At 32.1% G+C, this 20164-nt stretch carries 21 protein-coding genes; 7 read left to right on the top strand and 14 right to left on the bottom strand.

The features are described 5' to 3' along the window. Nucleotides 1–46: 46 nt before the first annotated feature. Both NNH57_RS26080 and NNH57_RS26075 read left to right on the top strand, forming a co-directional pair. On the top strand, nt 47–1033 hold the full coding sequence (locus NNH57_RS26080; RefSeq protein WP_159099188.1) for a sensor histidine kinase: 987 nt from the start codon (nt 47–49) through the stop codon (nt 1031–1033). Next, nucleotides 1030–1767, top strand: coding sequence for a LytR/AlgR family response regulator transcription factor (locus NNH57_RS26075; RefSeq protein ID WP_074409932.1), 738 nt, complete (start codon nt 1030–1032; stop codon nt 1765–1767). Before NNH57_RS26080 ends, NNH57_RS26075 begins: the two co-directional genes overlap by 4 nt. A gap of 211 nt (nt 1768–1978) precedes the next feature. Here NNH57_RS26075 and NNH57_RS26070 read toward each other — a convergent pair whose 3' ends face one another. The 6 genes from NNH57_RS26070 to NNH57_RS26045 all read right to left on the bottom strand — a co-directional run bounded on the left by NNH57_RS26070 (nt 1979) and on the right by NNH57_RS26045 (nt 4264). Beyond that, nucleotides 1979–2470, bottom strand: coding sequence for a hypothetical protein (locus NNH57_RS26070; protein ID WP_074409931.1), 492 nt, complete (start codon nt 2468–2470; stop codon nt 1979–1981). A 225-nt stretch (nt 2471–2695) separates the two neighbouring features. Next, nucleotides 2696–2878 (bottom strand): hypothetical protein, encoded by a 183-nt coding sequence (locus NNH57_RS26065; RefSeq protein WP_109097090.1) that lies wholly within the window; start codon nt 2876–2878, stop codon nt 2696–2698. A gap of 184 nt (nt 2879–3062) precedes the next feature. Continuing rightward, on the bottom strand, nt 3063–3251 hold the full coding sequence (locus tag NNH57_RS26060) for a hypothetical protein (protein WP_074409930.1): 189 nt from the start codon (nt 3249–3251) through the stop codon (nt 3063–3065). A gap of 131 nt (nt 3252–3382) precedes the next feature. Continuing rightward, nucleotides 3383–3568, bottom strand: a complete 186-nt coding sequence (locus tag NNH57_RS26055) for a hypothetical protein (RefSeq protein ID WP_024769611.1) — start codon at nt 3566–3568, stop codon at nt 3383–3385. Nucleotides 3569–3752: 184 nt separating this feature from the next. Beyond that, nucleotides 3753–3929, bottom strand: a complete 177-nt coding sequence (locus NNH57_RS26050; RefSeq protein ID WP_159099189.1) for a hypothetical protein — start codon at nt 3927–3929, stop codon at nt 3753–3755. Between the two features lie 149 nt (nt 3930–4078). Further along, nucleotides 4079–4264 carry a hypothetical protein gene (locus NNH57_RS26045; protein ID WP_025667826.1) on the bottom strand — a complete coding sequence of 62 codons (186 nt, stop codon included), beginning with the start codon at nt 4262–4264 and terminating at the stop codon, nt 4079–4081. Nucleotides 4265–4707: 443 nt separating this feature from the next. Here NNH57_RS26045 and NNH57_RS26040 point away from each other — a divergent pair, with 443 nt between their 5' ends. After that, the gene (locus NNH57_RS26040) at nt 4708–7281 is read left to right on the top strand and encodes an endonuclease (protein ID WP_234423340.1); all 2574 of its coding nucleotides are present in this window, start codon (nt 4708–4710) and stop codon (nt 7279–7281) included. 62 nt (nt 7282–7343) lie between these two features. Here the strand turns inward: NNH57_RS26040 and NNH57_RS26035 are convergent, their stop codons facing one another. The 7 genes from NNH57_RS26035 to recG form a co-directional block, all read right to left on the bottom strand. Then, nucleotides 7344–7874 carry an alpha/beta hydrolase gene (locus tag NNH57_RS26035; protein WP_074409928.1) on the bottom strand — a complete coding sequence of 177 codons (531 nt, stop codon included), beginning with the start codon at nt 7872–7874 and terminating at the stop codon, nt 7344–7346. Between the two features lie 19 nt (nt 7875–7893). After that, entirely contained in the window at nt 7894–8919 is a 1026-nt protein-coding gene (locus tag NNH57_RS26030) for an alpha/beta hydrolase (RefSeq protein WP_074409927.1), read from the bottom strand. 61 nt (nt 8920–8980) lie between these two features. Further along, nucleotides 8981–9760 (bottom strand): glycerophosphodiester phosphodiesterase family protein, encoded by a 780-nt coding sequence (locus NNH57_RS26025; RefSeq protein WP_108807614.1) that lies wholly within the window; start codon nt 9758–9760, stop codon nt 8981–8983. Between the two features lie 129 nt (nt 9761–9889). Beyond that, nucleotides 9890–10549: a LysE family translocator gene (locus NNH57_RS26020; RefSeq protein ID WP_074409925.1), complete on the bottom strand. Its 660-nt coding sequence runs from the start codon at nt 10547–10549 to the stop codon at nt 9890–9892. Between the two features lie 45 nt (nt 10550–10594). Further along, nucleotides 10595–11125 carry a GNAT family N-acetyltransferase gene (locus tag NNH57_RS26015; protein WP_074409924.1) on the bottom strand — a complete coding sequence of 177 codons (531 nt, stop codon included), beginning with the start codon at nt 11123–11125 and terminating at the stop codon, nt 10595–10597. A 145-nt stretch (nt 11126–11270) separates the two neighbouring features. Further along, complete coding sequence (locus tag NNH57_RS26010; RefSeq protein WP_082995019.1) at nt 11271–11798, bottom strand: hypothetical protein; 528 nt, start codon at nt 11796–11798, stop codon at nt 11271–11273. A 120-nt stretch (nt 11799–11918) separates the two neighbouring features. Beyond that, entirely contained in the window at nt 11919–14024 is a 2106-nt protein-coding gene (gene recG / locus NNH57_RS26005; protein WP_108807623.1) for an ATP-dependent DNA helicase RecG, read from the bottom strand. A gap of 102 nt (nt 14025–14126) precedes the next feature. On the opposite strand from recG, the gene NNH57_RS26000 reads away from it, so the two are divergent. Genes NNH57_RS26000 through NNH57_RS25990 form a run of 3 tightly spaced genes read left to right on the top strand, consistent with a single transcriptional unit; the run spans nt 14127 to nt 18074 of the window. Next, nucleotides 14127–16247: a M1 family metallopeptidase gene (locus NNH57_RS26000; RefSeq protein ID WP_074409921.1), complete on the top strand. Its 2121-nt coding sequence runs from the start codon at nt 14127–14129 to the stop codon at nt 16245–16247. Between the two features lie 8 nt (nt 16248–16255). Beyond that, on the top strand, nt 16256–17149 hold the full coding sequence (locus NNH57_RS25995; protein ID WP_074409920.1) for a patatin-like phospholipase family protein: 894 nt from the start codon (nt 16256–16258) through the stop codon (nt 17147–17149). A gap of 1 nt (nt 17150) precedes the next feature. Continuing rightward, a complete protein-coding gene (locus NNH57_RS25990; RefSeq protein WP_074409919.1) occupies nt 17151–18074 on the top strand; it encodes a patatin-like phospholipase family protein in 924 nt (307 codons plus the stop codon). Nucleotides 18075–18097: 23 nt separating this feature from the next. Here the strand turns inward: NNH57_RS25990 and NNH57_RS25985 are convergent, their stop codons facing one another. Next, nucleotides 18098–18616, bottom strand: a complete 519-nt coding sequence (locus tag NNH57_RS25985) for a DUF7935 family protein (RefSeq protein WP_108807615.1) — start codon at nt 18614–18616, stop codon at nt 18098–18100. Nucleotides 18617–18996: 380 nt separating this feature from the next. Between NNH57_RS25985 and NNH57_RS25980 the strand changes: the two genes are divergently transcribed. Continuing rightward, nucleotides 18997–20154: a type III secretion system chaperone family protein gene (locus NNH57_RS25980; protein WP_132066087.1), complete on the top strand. Its 1158-nt coding sequence runs from the start codon at nt 18997–18999 to the stop codon at nt 20152–20154. The last annotated feature ends 10 nt before the right edge of the window (nt 20155–20164 follow it).

The following is a 20164-nucleotide window of genomic DNA, read 5'->3' as shown; positions in this document are numbered from 1 at the left end:
AAAAGAAGTACAACTAAAGTAATCCTTACCTTTACACTTGATGAAAATGGTAGAAAAAATACTAAAAAAGCGATGGTATTATCACTGTTTAATTTGGGTGCTCGCTATACTCGTGATTTTTGCTTTTTGGTCTTCAGAAAATACAGACATACTAGAAAAGATTCTGGATACAACTACGATTATTATCCCTTCTATTATCCTAACGTATCTTCTGTTCTTTTTTCAAGATTATTTTTTTCCTAAAAAACAGTATATCTATTTTAGTATTGTTGCTATTACACTTACTATAATTATAGGATATTGTGCCGCATATTTTGGTGCTTATTTATACGGTGAAGGAGCTGAAGTAGATATTAGACAATGGATCCAAAATATATTTATAATAACCTTTATTGTTATAATGTCTCGAATAGCAAAGAGAGGTATTATAAGCCAATTAGAACTCCAAAAACTTCAGGTAGATAAGCTGAAAATGGAAATCCATGTATTGAAAGCTCAACTCAACCCTCATTTTTTGTTTAATACTATCAATAATATTTGCGGTGTTAATCAGGTTGATTCAGAGAAAAGTACCGAAATGCTTATTAACTTAGCTGAATTGCTTAGATATCATTTAGAATTTTCAACTGCTCAGAGAATTCCGGTTCGTAAAGAAATTCAGTTAATAGAAGCTTTTATAGAATTAGAGAAGATGAGATTACGAGATAATTGTTCGGTAGAGTTTAAGCGACCTAAAACAGATATTAAAACTTCTATAGCACCGCTTCTTCTTTTGCCTTTTGTCGAAAATGCATTTAAACACGGAACTCATACCTCACTTCCTAGTTTTATAAATATTAAGCTGTTTTATGACCAATTTAAGCTTGAGTTAATTATAGAAAATAGTCTGTTCAAAAATCAAAAAGTGTCTAAAAATTATATCGGACAAATAAATACCATAAAGCGTTTGCAACTTATTTACCCAGATAGGCACGAACTAATGATCGAAGAAAAGGATAAAACTTATCGCGTTTATTTAAATATTAACTTATGAATGCTATCTATAACATACTTATTATCGATGATGAGCCTTACGCGCATAATTTATTAGAAAGTTATTGTAATAAACTAGATTACATAAAAATAGTAGGAAACTGCTATAATGGTTTAGAAGCACTTAACGAAATTAATAAACAGCGGGTAGATATTATTCTTTTGGATATACAAATGCCAGAAATCTCTGGAATTGAGTTATTAGATACTCTTCAAAAAGAAGATATAAAAGTGATAATGGTTACGGCTTATTCTGATTATGCTATAGAAACGTACAATTATGATTTAGTGGTAGATTATTTATTGAAACCAATAAAATTTGTTCGTTTTGTTAAGGCCTTAGAACGAGTGAAAAAAGTGATTACACTAGAGAAAAACGAAACTTCTCAAAATTTAGAAACTAATACTGCTAGTACTAATTCGACTTATTTTTGTATAAAAGAAGGAAAGATTATTCATAAGATCACATATGAATCTTTACTGTATATTCAATCTTATGGTAATTATTTAAAGCTATTCCTTACCGATGGAGAAATAAAAATTATTAGAAATACGATCTCTAAAATTGATAAAGAATTATCCTTGTTTGAATTTTGTCGAATCCATAAAAGCTACCTGATAAACTTAAAACACGTTAACAAAATAGATGCTAATAGAATACAAATAGGGGATATTACGCTACCATTGGGAAGTAATTATTCTCATTATTTTAAGGAAAGGTTTATTAAGAAATAAGCCTGAAGGATAATCAAATTTATCGTGACTGCAGTTAACTCTTCTAATCTAAATATTTTTTTAGTAAGTTCTGAGACAGTCTGGCGGTTTTGTGTATAATTTCATTATGGAAAAATGGGTAAAATTTTTAGGATCAAGAAGGAAAGATAACAAAAATGCGAGGAATTTACGATGTAATAAATTATACACATAGTTGTGCTTAGCATTTTATTTACTGCGTATTTTTAAAGTTGTCTTCAAAATATTTTATCCACTTCCCGTTAATTAATTGTTCTCCATACTCTCGAAAGCCTCCCTCTGGAGTTTTACTGAAAATAAATCTGTTTTTTTCATTGCTTTGTACAATGAGTTGTCCATCTTTATACTCTGCAGGATATCTATTTACCCCTTTTTTAGAAAAAGGGTAGTAATAATATTTTTTATCTTTTTCATCATAATAAATTATGGTATGAAGTTGTAAGAACTCAGTATTCAATTCAATGACTAAAATACTCTTATCTAGGTCATAAGTAATTTTTTGATGGGCTGATCCTTGCTTCGAAACAATTCCATTTTCATAAACTTTGGTTGTACCGATCCATTCTCCAATCATAAAGTTTAATTGCTCCATTTTTTCTTGCTTTAAGTTTTGACCAAAAGCAGAATTAAATAGAAGAAGAAAAACTACGTAATAATAGTGTTGAGGAAATTTTTGATATTTCATATTTCGTTATCTAATATTAAATACAACAATTAAATAGAGGATATACCTTATATCTCTCTCATGTATGTTTATTTACAAATCTAGAGTATTTCTATAATATTATACTCTAAAAGAGTTTGTATATATCTAATATCTGTTTACTATCGATTGATTGACCATACCCATAAAAAAAGGATGGCTTTTTAAGCACATCCTTTATCCAATACTTTAAGATTTAAAATATTGTTAATATAAAATACATTGTCCCCATGTGTTACATCTACCTGGTTCACAAAAACTTCCTCCAGGATAACTAATTCGACATTTGTTACGTCCACAACACGATATGCTCGCCATAGCTCCTTTAATATTACGTTGTTGTTGTTTGGATAGTTTTTGAACTCCAGTTAATTCCAAAATGTTTTTCATTGTATGAAAGTTTTAAAAGTTAATAATTGAGATTATCTCTTGTTAAAAATATTGGATCATGTAGTGAAATACAACACCATATTCTTGAGATTTATAAATTTCAACTTATAAAAAACTGTTTTAAAAGAGTAATAATTGGAGATTCACTATCATCTTTTAGTGATGATACCCAATACTGTTTTGGTTATGCCCAAATACAGTTTCCATTGGATTGACAATATCCATAATCGCAAAATTCTGCTCCATTAGGAAGACGGAAACAACATCTTTTTGGTCCGCCACAATATACTCTGCGACCCCAGGAACCTTTGATGTCTTGTTGCTCTTTTTTGGATAATTTTTGAACTCCAGTTAAATTTAAGATATTCTTCATTTTGTAAAATATTTAAAAAAGTTAATAATTCAATTTTGAGTACAATGATGCTGCTTTACCAGAACCAATTAGTAATGATCAAAAAAATGACAAACCTAAAAGTTTGTCTTTACGTATGGTTTTGAATTTTCTTAGAAAAAGATACAACGCCCCCAACGGTCACAACGACCAGGTTCACAAAAACTTTGATTTCCAAAGCTAATGAGACATCCTCTTCCACTAGGGCAGCAAGTTGCACGCCCCCATGCTCCTTTAATATTTTGTTGTTGTTGTTTAGATAGTTTTTGAACACCGGTTAATTCCAAAATGTTTTTCATTGTGTGAAAGTTTTAAAAGTTAATAATTCAGATTTTCTCCATTAAAAATATTGGATCATGTAGTAAAATACAACACCATATTCTTGAGATTTATAAATTTCAACTTATAAATTGGGTTATTTTTAATAGAATAACATAGAGATTCGCTATTATCTTTTAATACTTTCACACAGTGTTATTTTGGTTATGCCCACATACAACTTCCGTTAGATCGGCAATATCCATAATCACAAAAACTTGTTCCAGGAATACGACACTTTTTTGGCCCGCAACAGGTGGCTCGTCCCCATGTTCCTTTAATTTGTTGTTGTTGTTCTTTACTTAATTTTTGAACACCAGTTAATTCTAAAATAGTTTTCATTATATATATATTTAAGTTAGTATTTAAATATACTTTAAAATAGTGTGAGTCAGTTTTTTAAAACGTTAAATAACATTGTTTTTAATTAAAAATGTAGCACAAAAAAAGGCAAACCAGAAAGTTTGCCTTTTGTATGGTTTTGAATTTTCTTAGAAAAAGATACAACGCCCCCAACGGTCACAACGACCAGGCTCACAAAAACTTTGATTTCCAAAGCTAATAAGGCATCCTCTTCCACTAGGGCAGCAAGTTGCACGCCCCCATGCTCCTTTAATATTTTGTTGTTGGTCTTTACTTAACTTCTGAACTCCTGTAACATTCAAGATTTTTTTCATCGTGTAATATATTTAAGTTATGGTTTAAATTTAATTTAAAATATTGTAAGTCAGTTACATGAAAACCACTAAAAAAGTAAGGTATTGATCTTGTTTATGACTTTGGATTAAATCACTCAAAGAATAAAATTTTATAAGAGAAAATGCTAAGAGTATTGACTATTAGTAGTATTATGAGCAAAAATCATGTTTATGATTTTGTGTTTTTTTACAGAAATTTGTTGTAAATGACACTCTTGTTTTTTGTAAGAAATAACTTATTAACAATCGTTAGGGGTAGTAATTGATTGAATTGTAGCGATTTGAATATGTTTTTTTGTGTAAATAGTGGATTGTCAACATACTAGGTAACTATTTGATAACGTTTTACTATAGTAAGTCTAACAAAATAATTTTAGATTCGAGATCACGTAATTATGCTTAATAAACTAACTTATAACATAATGAAAAAAATAATACTCTTACTTCTGTTTATACCTGTTATGGGGTATAGCCAGATACCATCATATTACAATGATGTAAACCTAACCTTATCAGGAACTGCTTTAAAAAATGAATTAAGTGATAAGGTGACAAATACACATACCACATTTCTTAGTTATACACCAGGGGTGTGGGATGCATTAAAGCAGACCGATTTAGAACCTTCTGATCCTTCAAAAGTTGTTTTAGTATATGGATATAGTGATACGGATGGAAATTCGAGTACAGATAGAACACGAGGAGTAAATAATAATGGGGGAGGATCTACTGACTGGAACAGGGAGCACGTATATCCAAAATCATTGGGTAACCCGAATCTGGGAACACAAGGGCCAGGAGCAGATGCACATCACTTACGACCATCAGATGTACAGCGCAATTCATCAAGAGGAAATAGAAAGTTTGCAGATGGATCGGGTAATTCTGGACCTACTTCTCAAGGACATTGGTATCCTGGTGATGAATGGAAAGGAGATGTAGCACGTATGATGATGTATATGTATATACGCTATAACAATCGTTGTTTGCCAAAGAATGTTGGAGTAGGGGCAGCAGCAACTGGTGATAGTAATATGCTACAATTATTTTTAGAATGGAATGCAGAGGATCCTGTTTCGCCATTAGAATTACAACGTAATCCAATTCTTGAAAATATACAAGGTAACAGAAACCCATTTATAGATAATCCTGCATTTGCTACTCAGATTTGGGGAGGACCTCAAGCCGAAGACAGGTTTGGGGATACAGGAGGTAATGATACGCAGGCACCAAGTATTCCTGCTAATCTCATAGCAACAAATACAACTCAGACATCTACAGTATTATCATGGAGTGCATCAACAGATAATGTTGGTGTAACAGGATATGATGTATATAGAAATGGAGCATTTTTAAGTTCTTCATTAATGAACAGTTATAGCGTTTCGGGATTAACCGCTAACACTACGTATTCATTTTCTGTAAAAGCGAAAGATGCAGCAGGTAATATATCTGCAGCTAGTACTACGATTAATGTTACGACTCAAAATACTTCACCTGGTGGTGATGCTACGGCATTGTTTTTTTCGGAGTATATAGAAGGATCTTCAAATAATAAGGCTTTAGAAATAGCAAACTATACAGGCGTATCGGTTAATCTTTCAGGGTATACAATCAAAAGGCAAACCAATGGCTCTGGATCTTGGTCGGGAGGATTAAACCTTTCTGGTGTTTTGGCTACTAATGATGTTTATGTAGCTGCCAATAGTTCGGCTTCGAATACTATAAAAAATGAAGCAGATCTGGTTTCGGGAGCTTCAGAATTGACTTTTAATGGTAATGACCCCGTAGGCTTATTTAAGGATGGAGTTTTAATAGATGTGATAGGAACCTTTAATGGAGGATCGTCTAACTTTGCTAAGGATGCTACTTTAAGAAGAAAAGCAGATGTATCATCACCATCTGCAACATATAACACATCTGAGTGGGAGTCATATCCCCAAAATACCTTTGATGGCCTGGGAAAGCATACATTCAATGGAGGAGGTAATACTGGTTCAGATACTGAAACTCCTACAACCCCTACCAATGTAACAGTTGCTAATATCACAGAAAATAGCACACAGCTTTCCTGGACAGCCTCTACCGATAATATTGGGGTTACAGGATATACGATTTATCAAGATGGAGCAGTACTAACGACAACTACCGGAGTTTCGTATAATGTATCTGGCTTGGCAGCAGGAACGAACTATTCATTTAAAATATCTGCATTTGATGCAGCAGGAAATGCCTCCGCATCTAGTAATACCGTAACCGTTACTACTCTTGATACTGTAGTTTCCTATTGTACGTCAAAAGGAAATACTGTAAAGTATGAATATATTGACTATGTGGGAATAGGAGGGATCTCTAACACCACATTAGCTAATGGCGGTTATGGAGATTTTACCGCTCAGGTAGCAAATCTTAACTATGGAGCTAATACTATTATATTAAGTGTTGGGTTTGCAAGTGCATCTTATACAGAACATTGGGCGGTATGGATTGATTTTAATAAAAACGGAACTTTTGAAGGGACTGAAAAAGTAGTTAGTGCATCTACATCAGAGACAAGCAACCTATCATATAATTTTGATATACCATCTACAGCAGTATTAGGAAATACTCGAATGCGAGTTGCTATGAAATGGAACGGAGTACCAACATCTTGTGAAACTTTTGGATATGGAGAAGTAGAAGATTATACTGTAAATATAGGGTCAACCATGGGAGCTAAAGGAGCATCATCAATAAAAGTTGATAGAAAATTAGAACAGGAAGATAAAGTGTTCTTGGCCAAAGTATACCCTAATCCAGCTACAACTTATATTCAAATTAGCTTGAGAAACAATCGTGACAGTAGTTTTACATTAGCTAATATGCAAGGCAGCATAATAAAATCTGGAGTAGTAACCGATAACAAAATTTCTTTAGAGGGAATAACATCGGGTATTTATTTTATAACAATATCTGATGGAAGTCGAAGTGTTTCAGAAAAAATAATGATTAAATAATTTTTTTGCAAGTGTAATTACTAAAGCCTTACAGTATTGTAGTATTGTGAGGCTTTTTTTATTTAATGATTTATACTATTTTTTATTCTATTGCTTAGTTGTATAGCAAATTCTGGTTCGATGTATAGTTGATGTTTTTTTTCTTTTTCTATAATGGCATTAATACCCATTAGAGCATACCATTCGTTTTTTGGAGAATAGATATCATTCTCTCCAAAATAGAGCTTTATTTTTGTTTTGGGTTTATTTGTTTCATATCGTAACCTTGTTGATGAAACCGCGTGCAGTGATACTATATTCTGGTTTTTTATAGCCGATTTCCAGCCAATGACCCCACCAACACTAAACGCAAGGATATGTATTTTTCCTTTTTCTAGGGTAAGTAAGTTTTGCACTGCCCGATCAATTCCTCCTTTAGTAAATTGTTTATGAAGGTTTTCTTCGGTGTATGTCGATATGTCTAACATTCCTAATTCACAACAGTCATAATATTGTAACACAAAATGATCTTGAAGCTCTTTGGTATAATAAGCAACCCAATCCGATTTTTTCTTTCCCCATAGGTCAGACAAAATGATTAGTTTTGGTTTCATTGGTTGTTTTGCTTTTTGCTTACTTTTTTAAAGAGTCCAAAATTTCTTTAATTGACTTTATAATAATATTGGGTTTTTCTAAATGAATATAATGCCCTGAATTTATAGAAATCTGTTTGCTTACTGTTGAATAATTCAAAAAATCTTTTTGTAATTTAATAGAGTATTCTACTAATTTTTCCCTTGAGGAGAATTCTCCTTTAGAGAACGTATCATCACTTATCCAGGAATAGTCTATAGGAGCACTAAGTATGATAAGCGGAATATTCCCAAAAGTATACATACTTTTATGATTAGACATTTCGCGAAGTTCTTCAAATAAATATGGATAAGCAGTTGTTATATCTTTTGGCCTAAATTGTGGTCTGTTGTATGCTTCTTGAAGTATTACGGCTTCTGAAGGAGAAAAATACTTTTTAAATTCAGTTACTTTCTTTGCTCGTTCTACTTTTTCCAAATGTTGCTTTTTGTCTATTTTCCCTGTTTGAATTTTTGGTACTTCTATATCTCTAGCTGTAGTATGCCCTGCTCTAAACCTTAATACTCCTTCTTCATCAGGGAATCTAAAAACTTCATCAGGGTGTGTAGCATCCACAAATACAACTCCAGCTACTTCATTCTTAAATTGCTTTACAAAAGATTGCGCAATTAAGCCTCCTAATGAATGCGCAACTAAAATATATGGACCTTCTATTTCTTCTGTTTTTAATAGCTTATGAAAATCATACGCTTGTTGTCTACGTGTTTTATCATGATGCCCCCAATCGCTCCACCCTCTACCAAGTTCGTCTATCGCAACTGTTTTGGTATATTTACTTACTTCATTAAGTATTGGACTCCATAGTTGAGCTACATCATTTGCTCCATGTATAAAAAGAACAGTGTAATCCCCTTTTCCTTTAGAGATATAGTGTAAATTATATCCACCAATGTCTACTATTTTACCAGGAGGAGTACTCTTTGGTTTCTGATTTACAAAAGAGAAGGTAAATATGGATAACATCAAAACACCTAATAATAGAGTAATAGTCTTTAGTATTTTCATAATAGAATGATTATAATTTTGCCAATTGATTATATAGGATCTTTTTAAAGTTTGAAGTTAATTATTGTAGTTCATTCACTAATTTTTTAGGATAACCTGTAAATATACCATTTACTCCAAGCTCTTTCATTTCATTTAGCTCCATTTCATTATCTACAGTTTCTACAATTTCTCCTTCATACATCCAGGCCCAAAGTGTTTTGTTTCGTTTTTTAACATGCTTAACCACTCTTTTTGTTAAAACATTGACTTTACCAGCTTTTTTAGGGAGCATTAGTATATCTGATGTAATAGGAAAGAGCTTATCTAAATATAGAAAACTACTATAAATCATTTTTTTTGCTTCTTTGGTAGGTACACCATACCTCCATTTAGGCCGTTTCTTTTTGAAAGAAGAAATTACTTCATCATATCGACTAACTATAATTATCTGGTTAGCCATAGCATATTTTTTGATTAATGTAATTAGCCGAGTAACGGCTATAAGATTATTTGTATGAAGATCGAGTAATAGTTTAGCTTTTGGGAATTTTTGAAATACCTCTTCTACAGTCGGAATTTGTATAGGGTTCTCACGATATATAAATTCATTTTCAACATTAAAATTATACCCTGCATTAAGCTGTTGTATTTCTTTTAGAGTAAGTAGGTGAATTTTGTTATTTACTCCAGTGATTCGTTTTGTTTGATAATCATGAAATAGAACTAATTTTTGATCTTTAGTAATCTGAATATCCATTTCTACCCACCAATCTGGATTTATTGATTGACAATGGTGTATTCCTTTAATTGTATTTTCAGGATTTTCACCTCTTCCACAACCGTAACATACTATTTCCATACCTAATACTAATTATTTTGCACTATACTATCGGTAAAAGGACTTTGTTTTTAAGGTGTAGTTACAAAAAAGCGAATCATCAAATAAATTATATGTTTTTTGACTATTTATATAATAATAAAATACCTGCTATTTTGTATTAGAATGCTCTATAGGCTGATTAATAGTCAATGTTATTAGGCCAAGAGCTATGTAAATAGAACCTGTAATGTTTTTTTGTCTTTTGAGGTACTTTTTAGAACTGGTAAACCATTTTGATATTTTCACAGAAAGTAAAACATATAATGTATCACTTAATATTGCAAAAACAGTAAATAAAATACCAAGAAATAATATTTGACTGGCATTACCTCCTTTGTCAATATTTATAAATTGTGGTAAAAAAGAAAAAAAGAATATCGCTGTCTTAGGATTAAAGGTGTTTACTAATATCCCTTCATAAAAAATTTTGTCTAATCGCTTGTTTTTATTTGTGATTACAGGTTGCTTACTAGGTATTTTTTCTAATAATTTTTTGATACCAAGATAAATAAGATAGATAGCCCCCAGATACTTTACAATCGAAAATGCAGTAGAAGATGTTAGTAATATAGAAGAAATACCAATTGCAGCGGCCGCAACATGAACCATGCTTCCAATACCTATTCCTAAAACCGAAACAATACCTGCCTTATAACCCTGTTCGACACTTTTGGCCATAATATAAAGAACAGACGGGCCGGGTATAAGAATTAATATAGATGCAGCTGCCAAGAAAAATATAATATTTTCAAAATCTGGTAGTATCATAGTAGTAGTGTAGTTTATTATATCTAATTATTGTAATGAGATTCATTATTCTTGAAGTACTAATCTAAAACCAAAAACAGGAAGTTCTCCTTGCATAAAATCTAAATCCTCTGATCTTTTAAATCCCATATTTTCATACATTTTCCATGCTACCTGCATTGCTTTTGTAGAATGAATTATCATTTGATTTTGTTTTTCATCTTTTGCAATCTGTATACAAGCATTTGTTAAACGTTTGCCTAAACCTTTACCTCTGGTAGCTGGATCGACTGCCAGTAACCTAAATCCAGAAGCATGTTTTTCTGTCGTGGCCGTACCGCCAGAACCATAATATTTCATATCACCAAAATAAACAACACCTCCTCCTATTTTTTTATTTGAAGAAATAGCAATCAACAACTTCGTTTTAGGGTTCTCTGTTAAACTTCCGATATTAGCCAACATTTTATAATAGTTGGGTTGTTCCTTTTTAGAAGGAAAACCTTCTAACTGTGAATATACATCAACCATTAGTTCTCCAACTTTTGCAAACTCATCTGGAGTAGCTTCTTTTATAATATATTCCTCATTACTCATAATTAATGCTAAAAATTTATAGTAGAATTTTAAATTAATTTAGGTAACCCAAAGGCTTTAAAAGATCTAAAAACTTGGTATTACAAGAGATAAAAATATAATTATATGAGTAAAAAAATCGTTTAAATCTCTTCTTAACCAAAATTTAACTCCTTGCTTTTCCTGTAAATACATTAACTTTTGGATCTATTGGATTGCCAGTTGTCCTCCTAAACGATACTATTTGTCCTGTGTGGTAGAGCGCATCAGATATTGGACCATTGATCATATGCCAGAAAGGGAATTCTCCTTTATACCCATCACTTTGTATAACTATCATATAGTTATCTATATCGTCTTTTGTGTTTTTTGCATATAATTCACTTGCCTTCTTTAGATTGTACAGCGTTTTTTTTCTTAAGATATCAAAATTCAGAGGAGATAGATCATTTGGAGTAAGTCTGATACTAGGTAAATTTTGCGCAGTATTAGTAATCATTATTGAAAGCCAATATATATGTTCTATGGTTTCATATGTATTATACCCTTCGGCAGATGGCTTATATTTTAGATCGCTATCTGCAAGATTATCTGTAGCCCAGTAATAACGATATCCAAGACCATCTATAAGTCTAGAAATTATGTTACCTGAGGAGTAATTTTCTGGGTATTCTGGTATCTGTTGATATGGCATTTTTAAGAAGTCTTTATTTATTTTTAACTACTTTGTTTAGAAATTTCAAAGGTATCATAATACAGTGCTTATTTTTGATTATAAATTAGCTAAACATGATAGTATTGTATTTATTACACATTAAGAAATGTAATTCCATATATTCTTATGTTTGGCGAGTTGCTGATAGGTGTACAGTAATACTTTATTTTTCTCTAAGGATAAAGAAGGGTCTTCATTTAGGATTTTCATAGCATAATGCCTTGCTGTTTTTAAGATATCATTATCTCTTACGATATCTGCTATTTTAAGATTAAGCACACCACTTTGTTGGGTGCCCATAATATCTCCAGGACCTCGTAATTTTAGATCTACCTCGGCAATATCAAAACCATCATTGGTGCGTACCATAGTTTCTAATCGGGTCTTACTGTCTGCAGATAATTTAAAGCTGGTCATAAGAATGCAAAAACTTTGTTCTGCTCCACGACCTACACGCCCTCGTAATTGATGTAATTGTGATAAACCAAAACGCTCTGCACTCTCTATAATCATTACACTGGCATTTGGTACATTAACGCCAACTTCAATTACAGTAGTAGCAACCATAATTTGGGTTTCCCCTTTTACAAAGCGTTCCATTTCATAATCTTTATCAGCAGGTTTCATTTTACCATGAACAATAGAAATTTGATACTCTGGAGCAGGGAAGGAGCGGGCAATACTCTCATATCCGTCCATAAGATCTTTATAATCCATAGCTTCTGATTCCTGTATCAATGGATAAACAATATAAATTTGTCTTCCTTTTTGTATTTCTTCAGAAATGAACTTAAATACTTTTAATCGGTTGCTATCGTATCGATGTACCGTTTTAATAGCTTTACGACCTGGAGGGAGTTCATCAATTACCGAAATATCCAGATCACCATATAAACTCATCGCTAATGTTCTGGGTATTGGGGTTGCTGTCATCACCAAAATATGTGGTGGATAGGTGTTTTTATGCCATAACTTAGCACGCTGTGCCACTCCAAATCGATGTTGCTCATCAATAATGGCTAATCCTAGATTTTTAAACTGCACTTTGTCTTCTAATACAGCATGAGTACCAATTAGGATATGTAATGACCCTTCTTCTAGTTCCTCGTGGATTTTTCGTCGTTCTTTGGCTTTAGAACTGCCCATTAATAGTTTTACATTAACATCCAGCTCTTTGGTAAGTGCAGTAATCCCTTGGTAATGTTGATTTGCCAGGATTGCGGTTGGAGCCATTAAACAAGCTTGAAATCCATTATCGATAGCCAATAGCATGATCATTAATCCCACAATAGTTTTTCCCGATCCTACATCTCCCTGCAAAAGACGATTCATTTGGGCACTACTTCCAATATCATTTCGAATTTCTTTGATCACCCGTTTTTGCGCATTGGTAAGATCAAAAGGAAGGTGATCCTTGTAGAAATTATTAAAATGCTCTCCAACTTCAGTAAATGGAAACCCTTTTATTTTTTGTTTTCGAATTAGTTTTTTAGTGATGAGTTGTAGCTGAATATAAAATAACTCTTCAAATTTAAGCCGATATTGCGCTTTGGATAATAGTTCCTGGCTTTTAGGAAAATGAATATTAAAAACAGCTTCACTTTTTGAAATAAGTTTAAGATCCTCAAGAATTTCCTTAGACAACGTGTCGTAGAAACGTACTTTGGTCTCTACAAACAACTGTTGCATCATTTTACTCATCACGCGGTTGGTGATACCCTTATTAGAGAGTTTTTCGGTAGAAGGGTATATGGGTTGCATTACCGTTCTTAGATTTTTTTGATGCTCGGTTAATAGTTCCATATCAGGGTGTGGCATACTAAAACCATTATAGTATTTGGTTTTTCCAAAAATGACATAGGGAGTATTGATTTTTAAATTTTCGCGAATCCATTTATGCCCTCTAAACCAAACCAACTCTATAGAAGAACCCGTATCATCTACAAATTTGGCAACTAATCGCTTTCCTCTTTTTTGCTCTACAGTTTTAATATTAACAATCTTGCCTATAATTTGTACCTCTGCCGAATTACGCTGTAATTGGTTGATCTTATAGTATTGTGTTTTATCAAGATATCGATTCGGGAAAAAGTTAACCAAATCCTGGTACGTATGAATCCCAAGCTCCGACCGAAGCAAAGTAGCACGGGATGGGCCAACACCTTTTAGATAATCTATGGGAGTTTGTAAAATATTAGGATTCATCATAGCGAATATACTATATTATAGAAATATTGTCAATCTAAAATTTGTAACATAAACAGACTAATTTCGTTATTTTGGCAGAACATTTGATTTACGTGTAGTATGAAATTTATTTTAAGCTTTTTAATACTTGTTTTTTCTTCAATAGGCAATGCTCAGGAAATGGCTTCTGCAGAACCTCATAATTTTAAAAAGGAACAAGCTGATGTTGATTTTCAAAATGGTAAAGTCGATGTGACTGTAGATTCTAAGTCAAAAAAAATAAAAGGAAAAGTAACATATACTTTTAAAATAATAGAGTCTGTGAAATCTGTTTTTGTAGATGCTCAACATATGATAATCAGTAAAGTATCTTTAAATGGTAAAAATGTGGATTTTAAGTATGATAATAAGAAGATTATCATTAATTCAGACTTTAAAAGAGAAAACGAGTATCAACTAGTGATTTACTATGAAGCTAAACCTAAAAAAGCACTTTATTTTGTTAAAGATTATGAAGGTAATGATCAGGTATGGACACAAGGGCAAGGAAAATATACCTCTAACTGGCTTCCCAGTTTTGATGATATGAATGAAAAGCTCGAATATGATCTCACGATTAGTTTTTATAAAGGCTATGAAGTTATTGCCAATGGAAAACTCACTAAAACAGAATCGGTAAATGATTCTATCCAAAGTTGGCAGTATGATATGCAACGTCCCATGAGTAGCTATTTGGTTGCTTTTGCCATTGGGAAATATGATAAAGTAGTAGAAACTTCGGCAAATGGAACTCCTTTAGAAATGTATTATTACCCAAAGGATAAGCATAAATTCGAGACAACCTATAAGCATAGTAAACAGATCTTTGATTTTTTAGAAAAAGAGATCGGGTTTTCGTTTCCCTGGCAAAATTATAAGCAAATTCCTGTTAAAGATTTTTTATATGCAGGTATGGAAAACACAGGAACAACTATTTTTTCTGATGCCTTTATGGTTGATGAAACAGCATTCATTGATCAAAATTATATTAATGTCAATGCACATGAGTTGGCACATCAATGGTTTGGAGATTTGGTAACTGAAACCGAAGGAACACACCATTGGCTTCAAGAAGGGTTTGCAACATATTATGCATTATTAGCAGAAAAAGAAATTTTTGGAGATGATTATTTTCAATACAAATTGTATGAAAGTGCAGAACAACTCACCGAGCTATCCAAAACAAAGAATGCAACATCATTATTAAATCCCAAAGCAAGCTCTCTAACATTTTATCAAAGAGGAGCCTGGGCTATTCATGCATTAAGAAATTTGATTGGCGATACTAGTTTTAAAATTACAATTCATAATTATCTCGAAAAGCATAAATTTCAAAATGTTACAACCAATGATTTTATAGCGATAGCTTCGGCCGTGAGTGGTAAAGATTTGAAAGCATTTAGGCAATTATGGTTAGAGAATATAAAATTCCCTTCGCAAGAAGCATTAGATATACTTGCAAAATCAGATTTCATTAAAAACTACCTTGGCCTGGCGCAAGAACGTACTCAACCTATGGCAGGAAAATGGGGTACTTTGGCTAAGGCATTAGATTTCCCTACAAATGATTACATTGGTCAGGAAGCTGTATATCAATTAGAAGGGCAAAACTCTCCAGAGGTTATAGCCTTGTATGATAAAGCTTTTGAGACAAATAACATTTTTGTACGTCAGGCTATTGCCAATACATTAAATACAGTACCTAAGGATTTACAAGAACAATATGAATCTTTGCTAAAAGATGCCTCGTATGCTACCATAGAACCGGCACTTTATCATTTATGGACTAGTTTTCCAGAAAAAAGAAAAGAGTATCTGGATCTTACCAAAGAAATTGTAGGCTTTAATACTAAAAATGTTAGAATGTTATGGTTAGTTTTAGCATTAAACACAAAGGATTACTATACCAGCGAACATCAAAAATTTTATCTGGAGCTATCGGGTTACACATCGTCAAAATTTGGATTCAGTACTCGTGAGAATGCGTTTACTTATTTAGAAAGCTTACAAGCTTTTTCTGACCATTCCTTAATAGATCTAGTTGATGGAGCTACGCATCATAATTGGCGTTTTAGGAACTCTTGTAGAAAAATTTTGGATAAAATACTAAAGGACGAAAAATATAAAAAGAAATACGTAGTTTTATTGGATAGTTTACCGAAGAATCAACAAGATTTTTTGAGAAAAAAATTAACCCCATAACATAAAACATGCGTGCATTAGTAATTTCTGGTGGTGGAAGTAAAGGAGCTTTTGCAGGTGGTGTTGCACAGTACTTAATTCAGGATTTGGGTAGAAAATATGACCTGTTTATTGGTACTTCTACCGGAAGCCTTTTGGTATCACATCTGGCATTATCCAAAATCGAAGAGATAAAAACTTTTTATACCTCGGTAAATCAATCTTCAATATTTAAAAGCTGTCCTTTTACTATTAAAAAGCAAAGAGGATATACAAGTATCAATATCAATCATTTTAATGTATTGTATAATTTGATTAAAGGGAAAAAATCATTTGGAGATAGTAAAAACCTTAGAAATCTGGTAGAGAGTGCTATTTCTGAATCATATTTTGAAGAACTAAAATCTGGAGAAAAAGATATAGTCATTACAGTAACCAATCTTTCTACTAATGAAGTAGAATATAAATCAATAAAAGAATGTACATATCAGGATTTTTTAGATTGGATATGGATATCTTGCAATTACCCACCTTTTATGAGTTTGGTTAGAAAAAACCATTGTGATTATGTTGATGGTGGTTTGGGATCGATGGTTCCTATTGAAGAAGCAATAAAACGTGGAGCAACAGAGCTCGATGTTATTGTGTTGGAAACAGAAATTAATTATTTAAATAGAATGCCTACCAAAAACCCCTTTACCTTAATTACAAGTATGGTCGATTTTATGATGGATAGGATCGAACATCAAAACATTCGGATAGGTAAGTTTAAGGCAATAGAACACGATGTAGCAATGGATCTATATTATACTCCTACCGTACTGACTACGAACTCATTAATTTTTGATAAGGAAAAAATGACACAATGGTGGGCAAAAGGTTATAAATTTGCAAAGAAAAAGAACATTTCGAACCCATTATAATATGCGAGCACTAGTAATTTCAGGAGGAGGAAGTAAAGGAGCTTATGCCGGTGGTGTAGCGCAATACTTAATTCAGGAGCAAGGTAAGAAATATGACCTGTTTCTCGGGACTTCTACCGGAAGCCTTTTAATTTCACAATTGGCTTTGGGTAATATCGAGAAAATGTATGATATCTATACCAATGTTAACCAACATACAATTTTTAATGTAAATCCTTTTGTAGTTAGAAAAAAAGGAAATAGAGAGTTTGTATCGATTAACTTTTTTTCTTCACTGTGGCAATTTATTAAAAGAAAACGAACATTCGGAGAAAGTAAAAATTTACGACGTGCTATACGCAGAAACTTTTCTGAAGAAGAATTTAAGCTGGCACGTACAAAAGTTGATGATGTTGTAGTTACCGTTTCTAACCTCACTAAAAATAGTACAGAATATAAATCGATTAATGATTTTTCTTATGAAGATTTCTGTGATTGGGTTTGGATATCCTGTAACTATGTTCCTTTTATGAGTTTGGTTACCAAAGATGGTTGCGAATATGCAGATGGAGGTTTTGGGTGTATGGTACCTATTCGGGAAGCGATACGAAGAGGAGCAACAGAGATTGATGCCATTATTTTGGAGTCAGAAAATATGGAGCATAATAAAGTATTGGGTAAAAACCCATTTTCACTTATGGTAAACCTATTTAGTTATATGTTAGACCAGGTCGAAGGACATGATACTGTATTAGGTAAATTAGCAGCGATTAATAAAGAAGTTCCTTTAAATCTATACTACACACCATCCAAACTTACAGAGAACTCATTGATTTTTAATAAAAAATTAATGAGTAGCTGGTGGAGACAAGGTTATGAATACGCAGCTCAGAAAGCAAAAACTGCAGAAGAAAATAAACTTAAAAATATAGATCTTGCAGGATAATCCTTCTGAAATAAGGCAACATTTTAAAATAGATCGCCAATTTCTTCTTTAATAATTGCAATTGCAGTATCACTGGGAGCACCTTTCTCTATAAGCTCGGTAAGAATTACTTCTCTCATTTTATTTGCCGAATCTACATCTTCTTTTAATGCAGTTTTTCGAATTAAAGCAATAGTTGCATTTTTGGAAGCCTTAAGTGTATTCCAGCATTCATCAGAAACATAGATTTGTTGGGTAAGATTATGTTCAAATTCCTGATCAATCGTATGAGTCAATAAAGATTCATAGTCTTTTTTTTCTTCTGTAATAGGAGCAATTCTTGTTAATAGATTACCAGGAGAGATTCTTTCTAAAAATAAAACCATACGTTCATATGCTTGAAGTCTAAGTGGTAACGATTGCTTTTGATGTTCTCTATGCAAAAGAAATCTACGACGTTTTTCTTCATTACGAGTATGAAGACTAAAAAAATAGAATGAAATAACACCCACAATCACTGCAGGAATAATATTAAAAAGAAGATCAACTATTTTGGATTCCATATGTTGTTATTAAATATAAGTGTAGATTACTATCTCTAGACAAATAAATCAAACTTTTTTGATTTATCTATCTAGATTTACAATAAATTTATTTTTTCCATAAAATTTACACTTTACTTCCTAAAAGCAAATATGTAGTTAGGTAATTTTTTCACTGAAAATAGGGATGTGTATGCTAAAGATAAACTCTAAGTTTGTTTGGTAAGAAAGAGTACAACAAATTTGTGTATATCAATGTCTTTTTAGAAAAAAATAAAGCTTTCATGACTCTTTTGTTAGGTTTGTTTTTTTGTTTACATTTAAATTCTTAGAAAATAGAGACTTGTTGCACTCTTTACTAATGGGAGAATAACATAAATATTAATTATTAATCTGTTCTTATGAAGGAAACTTTAAGTTTTGACGAGACCCTTATGTCATCTTTAGACACTAAGATTACGGTTTCAAAATGGGATGACACCAAGGAAGCATATGATCAAAAACGATACAAAGATGTTGTTTTAAGCTTGTTTGATTATCTGGATCTAGATATTAGAAAAAAATATGGCAATGCAGATGAAACCTATTTTAAGATACCTCATGGCTCTATAATTGTAGAAATTAGTATTACAGATACACATTTTAATGTTAAAGCACCTTTTCTAAAAGTAGGTGAAAATCAAAAAATACCACTATATAGAAAAATTGCTGAGGTTAATTTTTCTCCCCTTAATTTATCGCAAATCAAACTGGATAATGATCAGCTTAATTTTTTATATAGCACTCCTTTACACCTTTGTGAGCCTTTAAAAATATATTACGTTTTAAAAGAGATATGCCACAATGCAGATAATTTTGATGATGAATTTATTAGCTTGTTTGATGTAGAACAATTACATGATCCGCATATTGAGAATTATAGCCAGGAAGTTTTGGATACGATTTGGGAAAAAATCAATTCTTATTTAAAAGAAGCAGATCAATATATAGAATACTTCGATCAGACCAGAGTAGGGTACTATAATTGGGATATTATTAATATTACATTAAAACGTATAGATTATCTCATGGCTCCTCATGGTAAGTTGAGAACAGATATCGAAAATCAAGTAAATGATTTGTATTCTCAGGATGATATGCAAAATCGAATTCAGAGAGGAAAAAAGTTTTTGGATACATTGAAAAATAAAAATAAGGAAGAACTTTTAGCAGATTTCTATATCTCAGAATCATTCGTGCCGACAAAGATGCGAAGTGAATTAGAGCATATAAAACAAAGCTGGGAGCGACCTTATGAAAATGCAAAAAAGGAAATTCAAAATAAACAATATACAGCCGCGACATTAACACTACTGGTTGCTTTTTATGATTTTTACTACTATAACAACATCCCAGAAGATATAAATTTAAAAATGGTGAATTCGCTTAAAAATGCAGCGGGTAAAGAGTGGGAAGCTTCAGCGATATCACTGTTTAATGGGATGGATAGTATTCTAAATGGTAAAGCAGTACAAACTTCGACTCCTAAGAAAGGATTCTTTTCTAAGTTATTTGGTTAGATTATAAATG

Origin of the sequence: Aquimarina spinulae, from assembly GCF_943373825.1 — a bacterium.
Taxonomy (GTDB): Bacteria; Bacteroidota; Bacteroidia; order Flavobacteriales; family Flavobacteriaceae; genus Aquimarina; species Aquimarina spinulae.
This window is presented reverse-complemented; position numbering and strand designations above follow the sequence as displayed.